The sequence below is a fragment of the Neisseria sp. 83E34 genome (genome assembly GCF_001308015.1).
GTDB lineage: Bacteria > Pseudomonadota > Gammaproteobacteria > Burkholderiales > Neisseriaceae > Neisseria.
In genome coordinates, this window is the sequence record NZ_LGYH01000002.1 from 26,215 (window position 1) to 46,171 (window position 19,957).

Consider the following 19,957-nt stretch of genomic DNA (forward strand, 5'->3'; position numbering starts at 1 on the left):
TTATTCTGATGCAATCCATCACCAATTTTGATAATGGGTGCGCAAAGTCTGATTTTAAGCGGAATCGGATTGATAATGTATTAAATATTTCTGCCGGATTTGTTTGTATTTTCTTTTTGTCAGCCTGCCGAATGGAGCTTTATTTATCAATATATGGTTGTTAGAATGTTGGCAGGGGGCGGTTCATTAGCATGTGAAACACTGTGCTTCGGTTATTCCAGATAGAGTAATGTTTTTGAAGCGTACATAATACAATGCCTGTCTGAAAGCGTTTTTCAGACAGGCATTGTTGGTTTATAACTTTTAAAACCGGGTGTTTACCAAATATCAGATTTGATTTTGCGCTTCAAAGTAGGGTGCTCGGAGAGTTTGAACACCGGCTCTTTGCCCATGCGCAATTTGCGGCGGTAATCCCGCAGCAGCATAAACACCAAAGGGGAAAGTATCATGATGGCAAACAGGTTGATTAAAGCCATGATGCCCATGGATAAGTCGCCCATATCCCATACCAAGTTCACTTTCACCACTGATCCGAAGTAAACGAATGCCAACACGGCCATGCGGAAAAACGCCAAGGTGAGGCGGCCGTTTTTAATAAACTGCACATTCGACTCTGCATAAGCATAGTTACCGATAATCGAAGAGTAGCAGAACATAAACAGCACCACCGCCAGGAAATACTGGCCGAACACGCCGATTTGGCTTTCCAGTGCGGCTTGCGTGAGCTGGCTGCCGGTCAGGTTGGCCGCATTGGGCACATCGGAGAGCAAAATCACAAATGCGGTGCAAGAACACACGATAATTGTGTCCACAAACACGCCCAGCATCTGAATCATGCCTTGCGAAACAGGGTGTTTCACATCGGCTGCCGCGGCAGCGTTTGGCGCAGAACCCATACCTGCTTCATTGGAAAACAGGCCGCGTTTGATACCTTGCTGCATGGCGGCGGCAATCGCGCTGCCGGTAAAGCCGCCGGCGGCAGATTCGAAGTTAAACGCGCTGTCGATAATCATGCCGAACATAGCCGGCACTTCTGAAATATTGGTTACCACGATAAAAATGGCCACCAAGAGATAGGCGGAAGCCATCAAAGGCACCAAAGCTTCGGCAATGCGTGAAACGCGGCGGATACCGCCGAAAATAATCGGCGCGGTCAAAATTACCAGGCTCACGCCCAAAATATGTTTGTAAGAATGCCAAGCGGTTTCGCAATCGCCGCTGTTCGAGGCGCAACCGGAGGCCGATTTGACAGATTCGATGATCGTGTTGGCCTGAATGGCATTAAACACGAAGCCGAAGCAGAGGATCAGGCTTAAGGCAAACAGAATGCCCAGCCATTTTTGCCCCATGCCGCGCGTGATGTAATAAGCAGGGCCGCCGCGAAACTGGTTATTGTCGTGATCGCGGATTTTGAATAATTGCGCCAGCGAAGATTCGGCAAATGCGGAGCTCATGCCCAAAAGCGAGGTCAGCCACATCCAGAGCACGGCGCCCGGGCCGCCCAGCGAAATCGCAATGGCCACGCCGGCGATATTGCCTGTGCCCACACGGCTGGCCAATCCGGTGGCAAAAGCCTGAAACGGTGTGATGCCGTGGCCGTGCGAATCGTCGCCTTCACTGCGGCTGCCCAGCATTTCTTTGATGCTGCGCGCCAGCAGGCGGATTTGTACAAAGCCGGTGGCCAGGGTAAAAAACAAACCCACGGCAACCAAAATAAACACCAGCCATGTCCACACAAAATCATTGCCGGCATTGACGCCGCAGTGCATCAGATCAAGTGCATACACACCGTGCTGCCCTTGATCTAAACATTCTTTAAACTTATCCATATCAATTATTCTCTATTTGAAGTATTTGAGGCGCATAATTTGCTAACGCGCGCATTTTAATACAGGTTAACAATTTATGTTTGGTATTTTACATGTTGGATTGTAATCGAATGCTTATTTTCTTGCTTATGGCTATGAAGTTTAATATTTCCGTTTGTATGGAATATGTGTTTCACAGCCTATAGATATAAGTAATGCCTGTCTGAAAACAATATGTCAGCAAGGTGGCCGCCCGCTTTTTCAGACAGGCGTTTTATTTGCGGATAAACTAACCGTTCCTCAGCAATTACTCTACAATAATATCGGGCTCTGTCGAGGAGTATGATGATGTTTTTTCCCTGTCAAAAGGCTTCTTTCCTGCAAGGCTTGCTGCTGTGCGCAGGCTTGGCCGGCTTATCCGTTGTGTCGGCTCCTATGCTGGGGAAAGCTGTTAGCCCGCTGTTGGTTGCGATTATGGCGGGCTTGTTGCTGGGTAACAGTTTTTACCCGCATTTCGAGCAATATTTTAATGACGGTACCCGGTTTGCACAAAAGCAGATTTTACGCACGGCCATTGTGCTGTATGGTTTTAAACTGACGATTCACGATTTGGCGCAAGTCGGATGGAGTGCATTGCTGATTGATGCCATTATGGTGGTTTCGACTTTTTTGCTGGCTGTGTGGTTGGGCAGGCGGGTGTTCGGCATTGACCGGGACACTTCTGTTTTAATCGGCTCCGGGGCGGCCATTTGTGGTGCCGCGGCAGTGTTGGCAACGGAATCTGTGTTAAAAGCAGAGCCTTATAAAGTGGCGGTGGCGGTCGTGACAGTGGTGGTGTTCGGCTCGCTTGCTATGATTGTGTATCCTGTGCTGTATTCATTGCATATATTGCCTTTTGATGCTGCGCAATTTGGTGTTTATACCGGTTCGACTGTGCACGAAGTGGCGCAAGTGGTGGCTGTTGGCGGCTCCATCAGCCCGGAAACAGCCAACACGGCGGTGATTACCAAGATGGTTCGGGTTATGTTGCTGGCTCCGTTTTTGCTGGTTTTGTCTTATGTGTCGGCAAGGAGGAAGAGTCAGCCGAATCATCTACAGAATAAAATAAACATCCCTTGGTTTGCCGTGGGCTTTATCGCCGTGGCCGGGCTTAACTCCTTATTGCCCGAACACTTCTCGCCGTGGGTGCGCCGGATTATCCATTTGGATGACTTTTTGCTGGCAATGGCCATGGCGGCATTAGGCTTAACAACCCGAGCGAGCACAATCAGTAAAGTGGGCATATTGCCGTTTAAGCTGGGGCTGTATGTGTTTGTGTGGCTGCTTGTCGGCGGGGCGGCGGTTAATTGGTTGCTGGTGTAACCGAATGCTTCGAAATAAGCTTAATCAAATACATCGTCTTATATTATTTCTTTATTTACTTCATTTAACTGATAATGACCCATCCTGTCCGCATCCTCGGCCTTGATCCCGGCAGCCGCACCACCGGCTTCGGCATCATCGACATCATTGGCCGCGAGCATATTTATGTGGCTTCCGGCTGCATCAAAACCATTCCAAACGACGAATTGGCCGGCCGCATCGGTGTGATTGTCGAACATCTCAACGAAATCATTGAAGTGTACCGCCCCAATCAAGCCGCGGTGGAGCAGGTGTTTGTCAACGTGAACCCTGCGGCTACGCTGATGCTCGGTCAGGCCAGAGGTGCCGCTGTGGCCGCTTTGGTCATGCGCGGGCTGCCTGTATATGAATACACGGCGCTGCAAGTGAAGCAGGCGGTGGTCGGCAAGGGCAAGGCCGCCAAAGAGCAGGTGCAGCATATGGTTGTGCAGATGTTGGGGCTTTCCGGCACACCGCAATCCGATGCTGCCGACGGCTTGGCCGTGGCGCTAACCCACGCGCTGCGCAACCACAGCCTGGCGGGCAGAATCGGGCTGCGCGACATCCAAATCAAAGGCGGCCGGTTTCAGCCGTGAAACAGGCCTGTCTGAAGCTGTGAAATTCAGGCAGAACAAAAGCTTCCTGCAATATTTTACCCTCGTCAAAAAAAGCCGGGGGCTTACTACAAAGTGCTACATCCCACTATATTTACTTAACCCGAATGGCGTATAATAAGAGTAAAAATTTTTTAAAGAAAGAAAAAAGGAAAAGTATGAAGAACCATCAATTGGAACCATTCCAAAAAGTAGAATTGGGAGAGGAAAAAGACCGCCTGCAGATTTTCGAACAGGCCGTGTTGCAGCACAAAGGCAGAAAATCAGATGAAGATTCAAGCAGCGCGCCGCTTCCTGAAAGCTACCCCTACCGCACACGTATGAGCCGCCGTGTGTATGAAAAAGAGAAAAAAATGCTGCAAATCGAGCTTTTGAAAGTACAAAGCTGGGTTAAAGAAAGCGGCCAAAAAATCGTGGGCCTGTTTGAAGGCCGCGACGCAGCCGGCAAAGGCGGCACCATCAAGCGTTATATGGAGCATCTCAATCCGCGCGGCGCACGCGTAGTGGCTTTGGAAAAACCTTCCGAAAGCGAGCGCGGCCAATGGTATTTCCAACGCTATATCCAAAACCTGCCAACCGCCGGCGAAATCGTATTTTTCGACCGCTCTTGGTATAACCGTGCAGGCGTTGAGCGTGTGATGGGCTTTTGCGAGCCGCACGAATATCTGCTCTTCATGCGCCAAACGCCCGAATTCGAACGTATGCTGGTTGCCAGCGGCATTCATCTGTTTAAATTCTGGTTCTCCGTGAGCCGTGAAGAGCAGCTGCGCCGCTTTATTTCCCGCCGTGATGATCCGTTGAAACACTGGAAACTCTCGCCTGTCGATATCCAATCACTCGACCGTTGGGATGAATACACCGATGCGAAAAACGCTATGTTCTTCCACACCCACACCGGCGACGCACCGTGGACAATTATCAAATCCGACGATAAAAAACGTGCCCGTTTAAACTGTATCCGCTACTTTCTGCACAAACTCGACTATCCGGGCAAAGACGAAAAAGCCATCGGCAAAGTCGACCCGCTGATTGTCAATGTGCCGACCACGCAGTTTAAAGACAGTAATTTCGACATTATTGCCGACTAAACCGCTGTTGCCCCAATGCCTGTCTGAAAAGCCTTTTCAGACAGGCATTATTCATTTTGCTAAAATACCGTTTCTTTTCCCCCAATAGGCCGTTTCCATGAGCAAACCCACCGTTTCCCCCATGATGCAGCAATATCTCGGCATCAAAGAAGCGCATCAAGATAAACTCGTGTTTTACCGCATGGGTGACTTTTACGAGCTTTTTTTTGATGATGCGGTAGAAGCGGCCAAGCTGCTCGACATCACGCTCACCACCCGCGGCCAGATCAATGGTGAACCCATCAAAATGGCCGGCGTGCCTTATCATGCCGCGGAACAATATCTCGCCCGTCTGGTGAAAATGGGCAAAAGCGTGGCGATTTGCGAGCAGGTGGGCGAAGTGGGCGCCGGCAAAGGGCCGGTGGAGAGGAAAGTAGTGCGTATCGTTACACCCGGCACGCTCACTGATTCCGCCCTGCTGGAAGACAAAGAAACCAACCGCATCGTAGCCGTGTGCGTGGGTAAAAAACACATCGGTCTGGCGTGGGCTTCCCTGCAAAGCGGCGAGTTCAAAACCAAGCTTACCGAAGCGGGCAAACTCACCGACGAACTCGCCCGCCTGCAGGCTGCCGAAATCCTGTTGCCGGATGCCAAAAATGCGCCTGAAATCAAGCTGCCCAATGCCAATATTACCCGGCTCAACCATTGGCAGTTTGCCGCCGACAGCGGCTTCGACTTGCTTACCCGCTATTTCGGCAGCCAGGATTTGCTCGGCTTCGGCCTCGACATCGAGCAACATGCCGCAGCCATCGGAGCCGCCGGCGCCTTGCTCAACTACATCCAGCTTACCCAATCGCAACTGCCCAAACATCTCGACAGCCTCAGCCTCGAAACCGAACAGCAATACATCGGCATGGACGCCGCTACCCGCCGCAACCTCGAAATCACCCACACACTCAGCGGTAAAAAATCGCCCACCCTGTTTTCCGTGCTCGACCGGTGCGCCACCCACATGGGTAGCCGCCTGCTCGCCCAATGGTTGCATCATCCGCTGCGTAACCGCCAGCACATCACTGCGCGCCAGCAGGCCGTGTCCGCCTTGCAAAACGCACAGAGCCATATCCATGCCTGTCTGAAAAACATTGCTGATATTGAACGCATCGCTGCCCGCATCGCCGTCGGTTCCGCCCGCCCGCGCGACCTCTCCGGCTTGCGCGACAGCTTGTTTGCATTGGCCGACATCCACCTTCCCGATACAGCCGTCCTGCTGCAAACCCTGCAAAATATCTTTCCCGAAGGCGTGGCCGTGGCAGAGCGGTTGCAGGCCGCGATTTTGCCCGAGCCGGCGGTGTGGCTGCGCGACGGCGGCGTGATAAATCAAGGTTTTAACGCCGAGCTCGACGAATTGCGCCACATCCAAACCCACGGTGACGAATTCCTGCTCGCCCTCGAAACCCGCGAGCGCGAGCGCACCGGTTTATCCACCCTCAAAGTGGAGTTCAACCGCGTGCACGGCTTTTATATAGAACTTTCCAAAACTCAAGCCGAACAGGCGCCCGCCGATTACCAGCGCCGCCAAACCCTGAAAAACGTGGAGCGCTTCATCACGCCCGAATTGAAAACTTTTGAAGATAAAGTGCTGGCCGCGCAAGACAACGCCCTTGCGCTGGAGAAAAAACTGTATGAAGCCTTGCTGGCGGACTTGCAGGCAGAGCTGCCGCTTTTACAGAAAACCGCCAAAGCCGCCGCAGCGCTTGATGTGTTGTGCAGCTTCGCCGCCCTGGCCGACGAGCAGGACTACCGCTGCCCCGAATTCACCGATTATCCGTGCATCGAAATCGAAAACGGCCGCCATCCCGTAGTGGAGCAGCAAGTGCCCCGCTTCACTGCCAACCATACCCGTCTCGACAACAAACACCGCCTGATGCTGCTTACCGGCCCCAATATGGGCGGTAAATCCACCTATATGCGCCAAGTGGCGCTGATAACCCTGCTGGCCCACACAGGCAGCTTCGTACCGGCAGATACCGCCAAAATCGGCCCCATCGACCAAATTTTCACCCGCATCGGCGCTTCCGACGATTTGGCCTCCAACCGCTCCACCTTTATGGTGGAAATGAGCGAAACCGCCTACATTCTGCACCATGCCACCGAGCAATCGCTGGTGTTGATGGACGAAGTGGGGCGCGGCACCTCCACCTTCGACGGCCTCGTACTCGCCCAAGCCATTGCCGAGCATCTGATTCAGAAAAACAAATCCTTCAGCCTGTTTGCCACCCATTATTTCGAGCTGACCCGCCTGCCCGAAGCGCACGCCACTGCCGTGAACATGCACCTTGCCGCGCTGGAAGAAGGGCAGGACATTGTGTTTTTGCACCACATCGAACCCGGCCCCGCCAGCAAAAGCTACGGTATCGCCGTGGCCAAGCTCGCGGGCTTGCCCGCGCGGGCGCTTAAGTCGGCGCAGAAACATTTGGAAGCGCTGGAGAACCAAGCTGCCGCCAGCCGCCCGCAGATGGATATTTTCAGCCAATGCCTGTCTGAAAACGAAGAGCCGCCGCCTGCGCCAACCAACCCCGCTCTGGAAGCCTTGCAAACTCTCAATCCTGACGAACTTACCCCGCGCGAAGCGTTGGATTGGCTTTACCGTTTAAAGCAGATGGAGCGGAAAGACAATTAACGAGGCCTTGAGGCTTATCGCTGTAAGCATATTTCATCAAGGCGCTTTGCTGCCTTTATGATATGCGGTGAAATATCTAATAGGTTGGTACAACATCATGCCTGTCTGAAAGACGGTTTCAGACAGGCATGTGTTATTTGAAACAGGCTTCGTAAAGCGGCTGTAAGGCGCGAATGTGTCGGGTAATCCATTGTACGCTGTCGGTTTTCCCCAAATCGTTGCGTTCAATATGTTTGCCGATACAGAAAAAATCGGCGGCCGAGTGTAACTCAAATCCGTTTGCGGCTTGTTGCGCTACGGTTGGGTAATCGGCGTATTCGCTGTCATCACCGTGCCAAATATCGAAGCTATCGAATGTTTCACAATCGAGTGCGTTGGGCCATTGTTGGTAGGCGGCAAGGGTAATCGTTGATTGGCGGGCTTTGTAACAATGCCAGTCGAGGCTTACGCTTAAGCGGCGGCGGTTGAGCAATACAGAGAAAATGGCGGCGTCATTTTGATAGGCGGCATATTTGAAATAAGCAAAAAAATGAGCGCACACCTGCCAGCCGTTACACCAGCGTTCGATATGCGGCGGTGCAAACGGCGGGCCCAATTCTCGGGCAACTTGCTCTATCGTGTGCCGCCAATCCTGCCATGCGGCTTTGTAATCGGCTTTGATTTGCGGGATGGTTTCCGGCTGGTGTTCTTTTAGCTGGGCGAATTGGAAAAAGGGCAAGTTGAATAAATCGCAGTGTTTAGGTGTGAGCATGTCCGACTCCTGTTTCACAGCTATCGCAAATAAACTGTATTTCTGCTACGGCGCTGCTGCCTTGTATCAAAAAAAGTTTATTTGCTATATAAGGATTGAGTATAGCGGATTATTGTTTAAATCGAATATAATAAAAACCGTCTCAGACATTCGGTCTTCATACCATTCAAGGAGCATTCATGAATAATCTTCCTGTGGAGCATTATGTGGTGGCCGCGCTATGCGGTTTGCTGCTGGGCGTGTTGGTCACTTGGTTGGCAATGCGTAATAACAAAGCCAAGCGGCAGGAGCATGAGCAGTTGGTGCGCGAATTCGGCGATTATCGTGCCAGAGTTGACCGCCATTTTGTCGATACGGCCGAGGCGGTAGACGAATTGAACCGCAGCTATCAGAAAGTGGTGCAGCACTTGAGCACCGGCGCTCAAAGCCTGATGGGCAAAGAAGCTTTGGAGGAGCAGCTCAACCTGCGCGGCAACAAAGCGGTGACGGTGGCGTATTTGGCGTATACCGCACAAAGCGCGCCTTTGTCGAAAGAGGAAGCGGTAAGCGATACGGTGGAAACGGTTGTGGCGGCAGAGCAGCCTGTGCCCGACGCGGTTGTGCCGGTTGAGGCGCCGGTTGAAGCGTCGTCGCTGGATCCGGTAGAGCAGGAGCCTGTAAGCGAGGTTCCGGTAACTGATGCGCCGCCCACAGCGGACGTGCCCCAGAAAGAAACGCCCAAGTTATAATGAAGCTGCCGCGCCGCCAAGCGCGGCATTTTTGTGCCTGCTGCCCGAGGCTTTTGTTTCATCTGCTTTTTCGTTAGAATCTTCGTGCGGTTAAACGCATGCTGCGTTAAATCAAACCATTATTCAATTAAAATGCCGAAGAAGGCGGATGCAAAGCTTGCCTTAGCCTAGCCGGCTATAATCGCTTAATAACGAAAAACAAAGGAGAAAACCCACTATGCAAATCAAAATTCCCGCCGTTTACTACCGCGGCGGCACATCCAAAGGCGTGTTTTTCAAACGCAGCGATCTGCCGGCAGCGGCTCAGGAAGCGGGCGAAGCGCGCGATAAAATCCTGCTCCGCGTACTTGGCAGCCCGGATCCCTACGGTAAGCAGATCGACGGCTTGGGCAACGCCAGCTCGTCTACCAGCAAAGCCGTGATTCTCGACAAAAGCAGCCGCGCCGATCATGATGTGGATTACCTGTTCGGCCAAGTTTCCATTGACAAACCTTTTGTAGATTGGAGCGGCAACTGCGGCAACCTCACTGCCGCCGTGGGCGCATTTGCCATCAGTAACGGCTTGGTTGATCCCGCTAAAATTCCTGAAAACGGCATCTGCACCGTGCGCATCTGGCAGAAAAACATCAGCAAAACCATTATTGCCCATGTGCCCATGCAAAACGGCGAGGTGCTGGAGACCGGTGATTTCGAGCTGGACGGCGTAACCTTTCCTGCCGCGGAAGTGCAAATCGAATTTCTCGATCCGGCCGACGGCGAAGGCGATATGTTTCCCACCGGCAATCTGGTTGACGATCTGGACGTGCCCGGTGTGGGCGTGCTCAAAGCCACGCTGATTAATTCCGGCATTCCCACCGTGTTTGTGAACGCGGTCGACATCGGCTATACCGGAAAAGAGCTGCAAGACGACATCAATAATGATGCTGCTGCGCTGGAAAAATTTGAAACCATCCGTGCATACGGCGCGTTGAAAATGGGCTTGATAAAAGACGTTACAGAGGCCGCCACTCGGGCGCACACGCCGAAAATCGCCTTTGTTGCACCCAGCGCCGATTATGTTTCCTCAAGCGGCAAACCGGTTGCGGCGGGCGATATCGACTTGCTGGTGCGCGCCTTAAGCATGGGCAAACTGCATCACGCCATGATGGGCACGGCTTCCGTAGCCATCGCCACAGCCGCCGCTATTCCCGGCACTTTGGTGAACTTGGCTGCAGGTGGCGGCGAGCGGCAGGAAGTGACGTTCGGCCATCCTTCTGGCACTTTGCGTGTGGGCGCGGCTGCCGAGCAGCAAAACGGCAAATGGACGGCCACCAAAGCCGTGATGAGCCGCAGCGCGCGCGTGATTATGGAAGGTTGGGTTCGTGTACCGGAGGATTGTTTTTAAATTAAAGGGTTGATATTAAGAATGCCTGTCTGAAAACTTTTTCAGACAGGCATTTCATTATTCTCCCACAATCACCACATTCATATCGCCGGCTTTCACGCGGTGTTGCCAGGCGGATTTGACGTCTTCCGCGCTTAAGGCTGCGATTTTTTTCGGGTATTGGTCAAGCCAATCGGTGGGCAGGTCGTAAAAACCGATTACGTTCAGATAGCCCAGCAGCTTGCTGTTGGTATCGAAGCGCAGTGGGAAGCTGCCGGTGATGTTGTCTTTTGCCTGCTGCAATTCGGCTGCCGTCGGGCCGTTTTGAATAAATTCGGCTAGCACTTGTTTGGTAGTGCCCAGAGCATCGGCGGTGTTGGCCTTTTCGGTGGAGAATACGATGGCAAACGGGCCGGATTCGCGCAGCGGCATCAGGCTGCTCGATACGCCATACACATAGCCTTTTTCATCGCGCAGTTTTTTCATCAATCTGCTGTCGAAACCGCCGCCGCCGAGAATATAGTTGCCGAGAATCAAAGCGTAGTAATCAGGGTCGTCACGCTTAATCAGCGGCATGGTCAGCACAATCTGGCTTTGTTTGCCTGCAAAAGGCTGCTTGTCGGTTTGAGCGGGGCGTAGGTTGACCGGCGGGATAGGCGCGGAAGCTGCGGTTTTGGCCGGTAAATCGCGCAACACTTCGCGTGCAATCTTATCCGCTTGTTTTTTGTTCACATCTCCCACAATGGATATTACTGCATTGTTGCGGGCGTAGTGCGTTTTGTGGAAAGCTTTGATGTCGGCCGGCGTTATCGCGCGCAGGGTTTGTTCGGTTTGGTAGGCGCTTGCGGAATAGGGGTGGCCGGAATAATTCAGGCGGCTGGCGGCGCGTGAGGCGATAAAGTCGGGGTTGCTCAATTGCTGCTTCAAGCCGATAACGGCCTGCTCTTGGATGCGTTTGAACACGTGGCCGTCATAGCGCGGTGCGGCAAGTGAATCCCGCAAAAGGCCGAGCGCGGGCTGCAGCGTTTGGGAACGGGAAAGGCTGCGCATGGTTACGCTGCTGCCTTCCGAATCGGCCGCGCTGTCTATATGGATTGCCAAGTCTTCGCTGCGGGCTCTGAACGCTTCTTCGTCTAATTTTTTCGTGCCGTTGATTAAAAGTGCGGCTGCAAATTCGGCCGTACCGCTTTTTCCTTGCGGGTCAGCCGCGCTGCCGCTGCCCTTGAAGCCTACGGAAATATCGACTATCGGATTTTCATGGCGCTCTACCAACAATACGGTGGCACCGTCTGCGGTGTGCCAGCGTTGGATGTCGATGGCGGATGCGGGTAGGGCAGTAGCCAATGCAGCGGCAAGAACGAGTTTTTTCATGATTTTCCTTCTTCATACCATGCCTGTCTGAAAGCCTTTCAGACAGGCATGGGGGATATTGGGTTGTCTGGCTGTGTGAATTCGATCGGCAGCCGGCCTTTTATTTCGCGCTTTCTTTCTCCGGCGTCACAACCATCAGGGTTTCGCGCGCGGAGCTCAGCAATTTGGCGGCGGCCTGCACATCTTGTGCGCTTACTTTTGCCAAGCGGCGGCGCAACTCGGCTTCATCTTGGTAGCTGAAGCCGTGGGCTTCCAGAGAACCAATCAAGCCGGCTTGTGCGTCCATCGAATCTTTGCTGTAAATTTCCGAGGCCTCCATCTGCGTGCGCACACGTGCCAGTTCGGCTTTGCTCACGCCTTTGGCTGCGATATCGGCAATTTCACGGCGGATTTCAGCGACCAGTTCTTGCACGCTGGTGCCCGACGAAGGCATGGCTTTAACCATAAACAGCGATGACGGGGTGCGGCTGAACATATCGTAGCCCACACCGATGTCGGCAGCTTTCTGGCTGCCGCGCATCAGGTTTTTATCCAAACGGCTGGAGCTGTTGCCGCCCAACACTTCGCTCAATACATCCAGCGCATAAGGCATGGTGTCGTCGAGCTGTTTGAGGGCGGGTACGCGGTAAGACAGGATAAACATCGGCTCGGCTGTGATGGCTTGCGTTTGGGCGGATTTCGGTTCGCGCTCAAGCGGCTCTTGCAGGTTGTTGCGCTGGGGTAGTGCACGCGAAGGAATGGCACCAAACAGTTTTTCCACCGTGCCCAGCGTTTGCTTGGCGTTTACATCGCCCACAATGACCAACGTGGCATTATTGGGCGCATACCAGCTTCGGTACCAGCTGCGCAAATCTTCTGCTTTGAGTTTGTCCAAGTCGGCCATGTAGCCGATAACCGGCGCGCGGACGGCCGGATTTTCATAGGCATTGAGCATGAGATGCTCCCAAAGCTTGCCTGAGGGATCATCTTCCGAACGCATGCGCCGCTCTTCACGGATAACCTTCATTTCATTATCAAAATCTTTATTGCTGAAATTCAGATTGGCCATGCGGTCGGCTTCCATTTCCAGCACTTGCGGCAGATTTTTCACCGCAAGGTCGGTTACATACACCGTGTTTTCCTGTGAAGTATAAGCATTGTCGCGTCCGCCCAAAGCCGCTACGCGGCGCGAAAATTCGCCGGCAGGCACTTTGGCCGTGCCTTTAAACATCATGTGTTCAAGCGCATGGCTCAAGCCGGTTTTGCCCGGCTGTTCGTCCAGGCTGCCCACTTTATACCAAAGGCGCGACACCGCTACCGGCGCGCGCCTGTCTTCTTTAATAATGACTTTCATGCCGTTGGGCAGCGTATGTTTTAACGTTTCGGCCGAAGCAGGTAAAGCCGCAGCCAAAAACAAAATCAAAGCGGTTTTTCTTAGCATGGGAAAAAGTGTCCTGTTTTTATATAGGCAGCATAATAATGGAAAGACGAGCATTCTGAAAGTTTCTCTGCTCAATAAACGATATAGATTATCAAAATAATTTACATTACCTTTCATTTTTAAATATAATTATATATTTGATTTAAAATTTTGATATCAGAGAACGCTCATGAAAACCAAATCCCTTGCCCTGCTGGTAGCAGGCATTTTTTCTGCCAGTCAGGCTTATGCGGATAATACCGGCCAGTCATCAGATTACGTTGCTACCGTACCGACCGTAACGATTGAAAGTCAGGCGGATACCCACACCCTTAAAGGTTACCTCAACTATGACGAGGCCACAGCCACGCGAAACGGGCTGACAACCAAAGAAATTCCGCAAACCATTGATATCCTCAACATCCAGAAAAATAAAAATTACGGCACCAACGATTTAAGCTCGATTCTTGAAGGTAATGCCGGCATCGACGCAACTTACGACATGCGCGGCGAGAGCCTGTTTATCCGCGGGTTTGAAGCCGATGCCAACGATATTTATCGTGACGGTGTGCGGGAAAGCGGGCAAGTGCGCCGCAGCACCGCCAATATAGAGCGGGTGGAAATCGTTAAAGGCCCCAATTCCGTGCTTTATGGTCGCGGTAACGGCGGCGGCGTGATTAATATGGTCAGCAAATACGCCAACTTCCAGCCCAACCGCACCGTCGGCATTGCCTACGGCTCATGGGCCAACCGCAGTATCAATGCGGATATCAACCAAGTCATCAACGACAACGTTGCCATACGCTTAAACGCAGAATACGGCAAAGCCAATTCATTCCGCTCCGGCATCGACAGCCAAAAACGAACGTTCGCAAGGTATTGAGTTGAGCGCATTGGGCAGAATCGCGCCGCAATGGTATCTGCGCGGCTCGCTGGGTGTGATGAGTGCGAAAATCCGGGAAGATCATTCCAAACCGCAAGCCTCAGGCCGCCATTTGAACAACACCAGCAATATTCAAGGCAATCTGTTTGTGCGTTATATGCCTAACGAAAAGCTTTATGGTGAAGTGGGCTTTACCGGCACGGGTAAGCGTTATTATTACAACCGCAACGATGAATACCAGCCTGTTCCCGGTTTTGTACGCACCGATGCACTGGTCGGCTACAACCACAAAAATTGGAATTTCACATTGGCGGCATACAATCTGTTTAACCATCAATACTGGCGCGCCAATGATATGCCCGGCTCGCCACGCGCTTTTACTGCCCGTGTGAATTACAGCTTCTGATTTCAATCATTGCATGTATTCAATTAAATATGCTTGTCTGAAAATGTTTTCAGACAGGCATATTTAATGGTTATGGCGGAATCGTAATGAGCGATAAATTTCTTTGCTATAGTCAATCAAATTAAGAAAAAGTGCACGTCATACTCGGGCTTGACCCGAGTATCTCATAGAGGTTGTCGAAACAATAAGATACTCGGGTCAAGCCCGAGTATGACGAATATGCTATTTTTTAAGTTTATTGACATGCCTGTCTGAAAAGCAAAGCTTAACAAGGCGAAGCGTTTCAGACAGGCATTCAGTTTGCCGACGCGTTATAATTCCCCTTTTCTATAAATAAACCAGACACAACCATGACCGCTCTATATATCAGCCGTGCGTGCAAAACTTATGCCAACGGCTTCACTGCGCTGAAAGACGTGAGCTTTGATGTGCAGCAAGGTGAATTTTTTGCACTGCTCGGGCCCAACGGGGCAGGCAAAACCACCTTGATTTCCGCTATGGCAGGCTTAAACCGCCTTACCTCGGGTGAAATTTCCGTGATGGGTTTCGATGTGGCCAAACAATCGCGCGAATCGCGTATGAATCTGGGCGTGGTACCGCAGGAATTGGTGTACGACCCGTTTTTTACCGTTCGGGAGGCTTTGCGTTTTCAATCGGGCTATTTCGGCATTAAAAAGAATGATAAATGGATAGATGAAATCCTCTTCAACCTCGGCTTGCAAGACAAAGCCAACACCAATACACGCCGCCTTTCCGGCGGCATGAAGCGGCGTTTGATGGTGGCGCAGGCTCTGGTGCACCGCCCGCCGGTGATTGTGTTGGACGAGCCTACCGCAGGCGTGGATGTGGAGTTGCGCCAAAGTTTGTGGTCATTCATGCGCAGCCTCAACCGGAAAGGCCACACGATTATCCTCACCACGCATTATCTGGAAGAGGCGGAAGAAAACTGCCACCGGATTGCCGTGATGAAGCAGGGAGAGCTGGTGGCGCTGGATAAAACCGAAAACCTGCTGCAAGATGAAAAAGGCGTGCGCGTGGAAATGCTGCTCGATGCAACCTTGCCCGAAGCGTTGACCGGCAAAATCGAGCTGGCAGACGGTTTGAAATATGTGTTGAAGCTGGCCGATTATGCCGAGTTGGCCGATGTGTTGATTTTCCTGAAAACGGCAGGTATCCGCATGATTCACATGAGCGTGTTGGAAAAAGATTTGGAGCAGGTGTTTACCAAACTGACAGGGAGCGGGCAATGAATATCAATATGACGGGCTTCCCCACCTTGCTGCGCAAAGAGGTGATGCGTTTTACCAAAGTTTGGCTGCAAACGCTGGGTGCGCCGATTCTTACTGCGCTGCTGTACCAACTGATTTTTGCACAAGCCATCGGCAAACACGCCGAAGCTTTGCCCGGCGTGCCTTACAATGCGTTTCTGATCCCAGGCCTTGCCATGATGAGCATGATGCAGAATGCGTTTGCCAACAGCGCATCCAGCCTGATTCAGTCGCGCATTACCGGCAATTTGGTGTTTATCTTGCTGCCGCCGATTTCCAATGCCGCGTTTTTCTCGGCCTATGTGCTGGCGGGTATTTTCCGCGGGCTGTTGGTAGGCATAGGCGTGGTGGCTGCTACTGCGTGGTTCGGCTTACCGCTGCCGTACCATATCGGCTTTGTGTTGGCGTTTGCATTTTTAGGCTGCCTCTTTATGGCGTCTCTGGGCTTGCTGGCGGGTATCTGGGCGGAGAAGTTCGACCAGCTTGCTGCGTTTCAAAACTTTCTGATTATGCCGCTTACCTTTCTTTCGGGCGTGTTTTATTCCATCCAAAGCTTGCCAGTGTTCTGGCAAGTGGTTAGCCATGCGAACCCTGTGTTTTATATGATAGACGGCTTCCGCTACGGCTTCTTCGGTGTGAGCGATGCCTCGCCGTGGCTCTCGCTTGCCGTGGTGGGCGGGTTTTCGTTGGGCGTTTCGGTGCTGGCGTTTTTGGTGTTGCGCTCCGGCTGGAAGCTGCGCGGGTAAAGCTTAGCGGCGGCACGTTTTGGTTTGACCTGTATGGTAAGAATGCCTGTCTGAAAAAGTTTTCAGACAGGCATTTGATTTGGCGGCGGGTGTTTTCGAGCCGTTCCGTTTCGGGTTTATATAATTTTTCATTCTATCTTAGGTATAAATAAGTCTTTCCGCTGCAACCGGCCCCTCGCTTATGATTGGGGCTCGGTTTCAGAGTGGAAAGCAAAATGAATTACCTACCTTTATTCGCAGATTTAACCGGCCGGCATGTTTTGGTTGTGGGCGGCGGAGCCGTTGCGGAGCGCAAAGTGGAAATGTTGCTCAAAGCCGGTGCCAAAGTCGGGCTGGTGGCCGAAAAGCTTAATCCCGCTTTGGCGGAGCTGGCCGGGCAGCGGCAAATCGAATGGCTGGACACCAAGTTTCAACCAAGCCGGCTGGATGCCGTTTGGCTGGTGATTGCCGCCACCGATAACCACGAGCTTAACCGGCAGGTATCCGAAGCCGCCGAAAGCCGCCGAATTTGGGCGAATGTGGTGGACGAGCGCGATGCCTGCTCGTTTATCTTTCCTTCCATCATCAATCGCAACCCTATTCAAATTGCCATTTCCAGCGGCGGAACCGCGCCTGTTTTGGCACGCCTGCTGCGCGAAAAATTGGAAGCGCTGTTGCCGCAAAACCTGGGTGCGATGGCGGAAACCGCCGCCCGCTGGCGCGAGCGCGTAAAAGCCAAGCTGCCTTCCATTGCACAGCGCCGCCGATTTTGGGAAACCTTATTTACACATCCTGCATTTTTACGGTTGAGCGAAAGCCGCCAAACATCTGCTGCCGAAGAGTTTTTGTCGCAGCAGTTAAACGGTGCGCAAACAGGCTCGGGAGAAGTGTCTCTTGTGGGCGCAGGCCCGGGAGATGCGGGATTGCTCACGCTCAAAGGCTTGCAGCGCATCCAGCAGGCCGATGTGGTGTTATACGATGCTTTGGTTTCTGATCAAGTGTTGGAGCTTATCCGCCGCGATGCGGAAAAAGTGTTTGTCGGTAAGCGCGCCGGCAAGCACAGCGTCATGCAGGAGGCAACCAACCGTTTGTTGGTCGATTATGCGAAAAAAGGCAAACGCGTCGTGCGTTTGAAAGGCGGTGATCCTTTTGTGTTCGGCCGCGGCGGGGAGGAATTGGAAGCGTTGAAAGCCGAGGGGATTGCGTTTGAAGTGGTGCCCGGAATCACCGCGGCTTTGGGTGCCACCGCTTATGCCGGTATTCCGCTTACGCACCGCGACCATGCGCAAACGGCGATGTTCATTACCGGCCATTGCCGCGCCGGCAGTGATGACTTGGGATGGCAAACCATTGCACAAAGCAACCAAACGCTGGTGGTTTATATGGGCACGATTAAGGCCGCCGAATTGCAAACCAATCTGATTGCCCACGGCAGGAGCGCAGACACGCCGGTTGCCGTAATCAGCAAAGGAACCTTGCCCGACCAGCAGGTTTTTTCCGGCAAGTTGAACGATTTGGCCGCTTTGGCCGCCCAAGCGCTTTCTCCGGCCTTGTTGGTAATCGGCGAAACAGCAGGGTTGGGCAGCGATTTGGCATGGTTCGGGGGTAAGCCGCAGCAATTTGTCGATACCCGAAACGCATTGTGGCAGGCTCCGGAAGAACAAGCCTTGCCGAAGGCAGGTTGAGGAGTCAGTCATGCAAACAGAACTGTATGTCAAGCCGCAACTGTGGCGCATTCCCGTAGTGTCGGCAACCGTAACCGAATGCCTGTCTGAAAAAACGGACGTGCTGCAACAGAGGCTGGATCTGATTGTGTCGCGACATCAAAAAGCGAAGTTTGCCAGCAGTCTTGCCGTGGAAGATATGGTGATTACCGACGTATTGGCCAAGATGGAAGCCGGTGTCGAAGTGTTTACTTTGAACACGGGCAGGCTCAATGCCGAAACTTTAGCTTTGGCCGGTAACGTCGGTACACATTATCCCAAGCTTACCTTCAGGCTATATACACCGGAAGCCGAAGCAGTAGAGGCATACACTTTGGAAAACGGGCCAAACGCATTTTACGAAAGCGTCGAATTGCGCAAAACATGTTGTCATATCCGCAAAGTAGAGCCCCTCAACAAAGCCTTGGCCGATGCCGATGCCTGGCTTACCGGACAAAGACGCGGGCAATCCGTAACACGTACCGAGCTGCCGTTTGTCGAAGAAGACCATGCACGCGGCATCCTAAAATACAACCCGATTTACGATTGGAGCGAAGCGGAAGTGTGGGCTTACATTCTTCGGCACCAAGTGCCCTACAACCCTCTTTACGAACAAGGCTATCCCAGCATAGGTTGCGAACCCTGTACCCGCCCCGTGCGCATCGGCGAAGACATCCGAGCCGGCCGCTGGTGGTGGGAAAGTCAAGACAGTAAAGAATGCGGCCTGCATAAATAGATTTCAGACAGGCATTCCCGCGCTTTTGATGAAAGCCGGATTCCGCCCCGTAAACCCTCTACTCCATAAGGCAAACCATATGCAAACTTCCATTCAAAACCACCACCTCAACTGGCTTGAAGCCGAATCCGTCTACATCATCCGCGAAGTGATTGCCGAAGCGAAAAACCCCGCGCTGCTGTTTTCCGGCGGCAAAGATTCCGTGGTGCTGCTCGCGCTGGCCGTCAAAGCCTTCCAAATCGAAGGCCGGCCGCTCAAGTTGCCGTTCAAACTGCTGCACGTCGATACCGGCCACAACTATCCCGAAGTGATTGCATTCCGCGACCAAACCGTCGCCCGCACCGGCGTGGAGCTGGTGGTGGGCAGCGTGGAAGATTCCATCAAGCGCGGCACAGTGGTTTTGCGCCGCGAAAACGACTCGCGCAATGCCGCCCAAGCCGTTACCCTCGTCGAAACCATTGAAGAACAAGGTTTCGACGCACTGATGGGCGGCGCACGGCGCGACGAAGAAAAAGCCCGCGCCAAAGAACGCATTTTTTCCTTCCGCGACGAATTCGGCCAATGGGACCCGAAAAACCAACGCCCCGAACTCTGGAGCCTCTACAACACCCGCCTCTTCCTCGGCGAAAACATGCGCGTGTTCCCCATTTCCAACTGGACGGAACTCGACATCTGGCAATACATCGCCCGCGAAAACCTCGCTCTGCCGCCGATTTACTACGCCCACGAGCGCGAAGTGGTGGAACGCAGCGGACTGCTCGTGCCCGTTACCCCGCTCACACCCAAGCGCGACGGCGAAACCGCGCAAGTGCGCAGCGTGCGCTTCCGCACCGTCGGCGACATTTCCTGCACCTGCCCCGTAGCCAGCACCGCCTCCACACCGGAAGACATCATCGCCGAAACCGCCGCCACCACCCTTTCCGAACGCAGCGCCACCCGCATGGACGACCGCGTTTCCGAAGCGGCCATGGAAGAGCGCAAAAAAGCAGGCTATTTTTAGAACCGGCAAGCCGATGCCGACAATGCCTGTCTGAAAAAGCGTTTCCAAAAGCAGCCGGCTTTGCGCTTGATGCCG

The 19,957-nt window shown here is 52.9% G+C and carries 16 protein-coding genes and 1 pseudogene; 12 read left to right on the plus strand and 5 right to left on the minus strand.

Going from position 1 to position 19,957, the window contains the following annotated elements:
• Positions 1-317: 317 nt before the first annotated feature.
• Entirely contained in the window at positions 318-1,769 is a 1,452-nt protein-coding gene (locus AKG09_RS02405) for a sodium:alanine symporter family protein (RefSeq protein WP_054618124.1), read from the minus strand.
• A 381-nt stretch (positions 1,770-2,150) separates the two neighbouring features.
• Here AKG09_RS02405 and AKG09_RS02410 point away from each other — a divergent pair, with 381 nt between their 5' ends.
• The 4 genes from AKG09_RS02410 to mutS all read left to right on the plus strand — a co-directional run bounded on the left by AKG09_RS02410 (position 2,151) and on the right by mutS (position 7,549).
• Positions 2,151-3,170 (plus strand): YeiH family protein, encoded by a 1,020-nt coding sequence (locus AKG09_RS02410; RefSeq protein ID WP_231623888.1) that lies wholly within the window; start codon positions 2,151-2,153, stop codon positions 3,168-3,170.
• A 74-nt stretch (positions 3,171-3,244) separates the two neighbouring features.
• The gene (ruvC, locus tag AKG09_RS02415) at positions 3,245-3,784 is read left to right on the plus strand and encodes a crossover junction endodeoxyribonuclease RuvC (protein ID WP_054617911.1); all 540 of its coding nucleotides are present in this window, start codon (positions 3,245-3,247) and stop codon (positions 3,782-3,784) included.
• A gap of 176 nt (positions 3,785-3,960) precedes the next feature.
• Positions 3,961-4,890, plus strand: a complete 930-nt coding sequence (gene ppk2, locus AKG09_RS02420; RefSeq protein WP_054617912.1) for a polyphosphate kinase 2 — start codon at positions 3,961-3,963, stop codon at positions 4,888-4,890.
• A gap of 97 nt (positions 4,891-4,987) precedes the next feature.
• Complete coding sequence (gene mutS / locus AKG09_RS02425; RefSeq protein ID WP_054617913.1) at positions 4,988-7,549, plus strand: DNA mismatch repair protein MutS; 2,562 nt, start codon at positions 4,988-4,990, stop codon at positions 7,547-7,549.
• 133 nt (positions 7,550-7,682) lie between these two features.
• On the opposite strand, the gene AKG09_RS02430 is transcribed toward mutS, so the two are convergent.
• Entirely contained in the window at positions 7,683-8,300 is a 618-nt protein-coding gene (locus AKG09_RS02430) for an HI_0552 family protein (RefSeq protein ID WP_054617914.1), read from the minus strand.
• A 179-nt stretch (positions 8,301-8,479) separates the two neighbouring features.
• On the opposite strand from AKG09_RS02430, the gene AKG09_RS02435 reads away from it, so the two are divergent.
• Both AKG09_RS02435 and prpF read left to right on the plus strand, forming a co-directional pair.
• A complete protein-coding gene (locus AKG09_RS02435; RefSeq protein WP_054617915.1) occupies positions 8,480-9,028 on the plus strand; it encodes a ZapG family protein in 549 nt (182 codons plus the stop codon).
• Positions 9,029-9,245: 217 nt separating this feature from the next.
• Positions 9,246-10,412: a 2-methylaconitate cis-trans isomerase PrpF gene (prpF, locus tag AKG09_RS02440; RefSeq protein ID WP_054617916.1), complete on the plus strand. Its 1,167-nt coding sequence runs from the start codon at positions 9,246-9,248 to the stop codon at positions 10,410-10,412.
• 57 nt (positions 10,413-10,469) lie between these two features.
• Here prpF and AKG09_RS02445 read toward each other — a convergent pair whose 3' ends face one another.
• Both AKG09_RS02445 and AKG09_RS02450 read right to left on the minus strand, forming a co-directional pair.
• The gene (locus AKG09_RS02445; RefSeq protein ID WP_054617917.1) at positions 10,470-11,762 is read right to left on the minus strand and encodes a pitrilysin family protein; all 1,293 of its coding nucleotides are present in this window, start codon (positions 11,760-11,762) and stop codon (positions 10,470-10,472) included.
• Positions 11,763-11,862: 100 nt separating this feature from the next.
• Entirely contained in the window at positions 11,863-13,182 is a 1,320-nt protein-coding gene (locus AKG09_RS02450) for a pitrilysin family protein (RefSeq protein ID WP_054617918.1), read from the minus strand.
• Between the two features lie 169 nt (positions 13,183-13,351).
• Here AKG09_RS02450 and AKG09_RS12375 point away from each other — a divergent pair.
• The 3 genes and pseudogenes from AKG09_RS12375 (at position 13,352) to AKG09_RS02470 (ending at position 16,464) form a co-directional block, all read left to right on the plus strand.
• Positions 13,352-14,450 (plus strand): annotated as a pseudogene (locus AKG09_RS12375) (TonB-dependent receptor plug domain-containing protein).
• A 350-nt stretch (positions 14,451-14,800) separates the two neighbouring features.
• Positions 14,801-15,700 (plus strand): ABC transporter ATP-binding protein, encoded by a 900-nt coding sequence (locus tag AKG09_RS02465; RefSeq protein WP_054617920.1) that lies wholly within the window; start codon positions 14,801-14,803, stop codon positions 15,698-15,700.
• Between the two features lie 8 nt (positions 15,701-15,708).
• Entirely contained in the window at positions 15,709-16,464 is a 756-nt protein-coding gene (locus AKG09_RS02470; RefSeq protein WP_054618126.1) for an ABC transporter permease, read from the plus strand.
• Positions 16,465-16,467: 3 nt separating this feature from the next.
• Here AKG09_RS02470 and AKG09_RS12310 read toward each other — a convergent pair whose 3' ends face one another.
• Positions 16,468-16,596, minus strand: coding sequence for a hypothetical protein (locus tag AKG09_RS12310; protein ID WP_255351111.1), 129 nt, complete (start codon positions 16,594-16,596; stop codon positions 16,468-16,470).
• An 83-nt stretch (positions 16,597-16,679) separates the two neighbouring features.
• On the opposite strand from AKG09_RS12310, the gene cysG reads away from it, so the two are divergent.
• The 3 genes from cysG (at position 16,680) to cysD (ending at position 19,882) form a co-directional block, all read left to right on the plus strand.
• Positions 16,680-18,128 carry a siroheme synthase CysG gene (gene cysG, locus AKG09_RS02475; protein WP_054617921.1) on the plus strand — a complete coding sequence of 483 codons (1,449 nt, stop codon included), beginning with the start codon at positions 16,680-16,682 and terminating at the stop codon, positions 18,126-18,128.
• Positions 18,129-18,138: 10 nt separating this feature from the next.
• A complete protein-coding gene (locus AKG09_RS02480; protein ID WP_054617922.1) occupies positions 18,139-18,882 on the plus strand; it encodes a phosphoadenylyl-sulfate reductase in 744 nt (247 codons plus the stop codon).
• Positions 18,883-18,961: 79 nt separating this feature from the next.
• Positions 18,962-19,882, plus strand: a complete 921-nt coding sequence (gene cysD / locus AKG09_RS02485) for a sulfate adenylyltransferase subunit CysD (protein ID WP_054617923.1) — start codon at positions 18,962-18,964, stop codon at positions 19,880-19,882.
• Positions 19,883-19,957 lie beyond the last annotated feature (75 nt).

Coding starts and splice junctions, on each gene's coding strand:
- AKG09_RS02405 (WP_054618124.1), bottom strand. CDS start 1,769: ATGCACTGCGGCGTCAATGCCGGCAATGATTTTGTGTGGACATGGCTG.
- prpF (WP_054617916.1), top strand. CDS start 9,246: ATGCAAATCAAAATTCCCGCCGTTTACTACCGCGGCGGCACATCCAAA.
- AKG09_RS02435 (WP_054617915.1), top strand. CDS start 8,480: ATGAATAATCTTCCTGTGGAGCATTATGTGGTGGCCGCGCTATGCGGT.
- AKG09_RS12310 (WP_255351111.1), bottom strand. CDS start 16,596: ATGAAAAATTATATAAACCCGAAACGGAACGGCTCGAAAACACCCGCC.
- AKG09_RS02430 (WP_054617914.1), bottom strand. CDS start 8,300: ATGCTCACACCTAAACACTGCGATTTATTCAACTTGCCCTTTTTCCAA.
- AKG09_RS02465 (WP_054617920.1), top strand. CDS start 14,801: ATGACCGCTCTATATATCAGCCGTGCGTGCAAAACTTATGCCAACGGC.
- AKG09_RS02410 (WP_231623888.1), top strand. CDS start 2,151: ATGATGATGTTTTTTCCCTGTCAAAAGGCTTCTTTCCTGCAAGGCTTG.
- cysD (WP_054617923.1), top strand. CDS start 18,962: ATGCAAACTTCCATTCAAAACCACCACCTCAACTGGCTTGAAGCCGAA.
- cysG (WP_054617921.1), top strand. CDS start 16,680: ATGAATTACCTACCTTTATTCGCAGATTTAACCGGCCGGCATGTTTTG.
- ppk2 (WP_054617912.1), top strand. CDS start 3,961: ATGAAGAACCATCAATTGGAACCATTCCAAAAAGTAGAATTGGGAGAG.
- AKG09_RS02480 (WP_054617922.1), top strand. CDS start 18,139: ATGCAAACAGAACTGTATGTCAAGCCGCAACTGTGGCGCATTCCCGTA.
- mutS (WP_054617913.1), top strand. CDS start 4,988: ATGAGCAAACCCACCGTTTCCCCCATGATGCAGCAATATCTCGGCATC.
- AKG09_RS02450 (WP_054617918.1), bottom strand. CDS start 13,182: ATGCTAAGAAAAACCGCTTTGATTTTGTTTTTGGCTGCGGCTTTACCT.
- AKG09_RS02445 (WP_054617917.1), bottom strand. CDS start 11,762: ATGAAAAAACTCGTTCTTGCCGCTGCATTGGCTACTGCCCTACCCGCA.
- AKG09_RS02470 (WP_054618126.1), top strand. CDS start 15,709: ATGACGGGCTTCCCCACCTTGCTGCGCAAAGAGGTGATGCGTTTTACC.
- ruvC (WP_054617911.1), top strand. CDS start 3,245: ATGACCCATCCTGTCCGCATCCTCGGCCTTGATCCCGGCAGCCGCACC.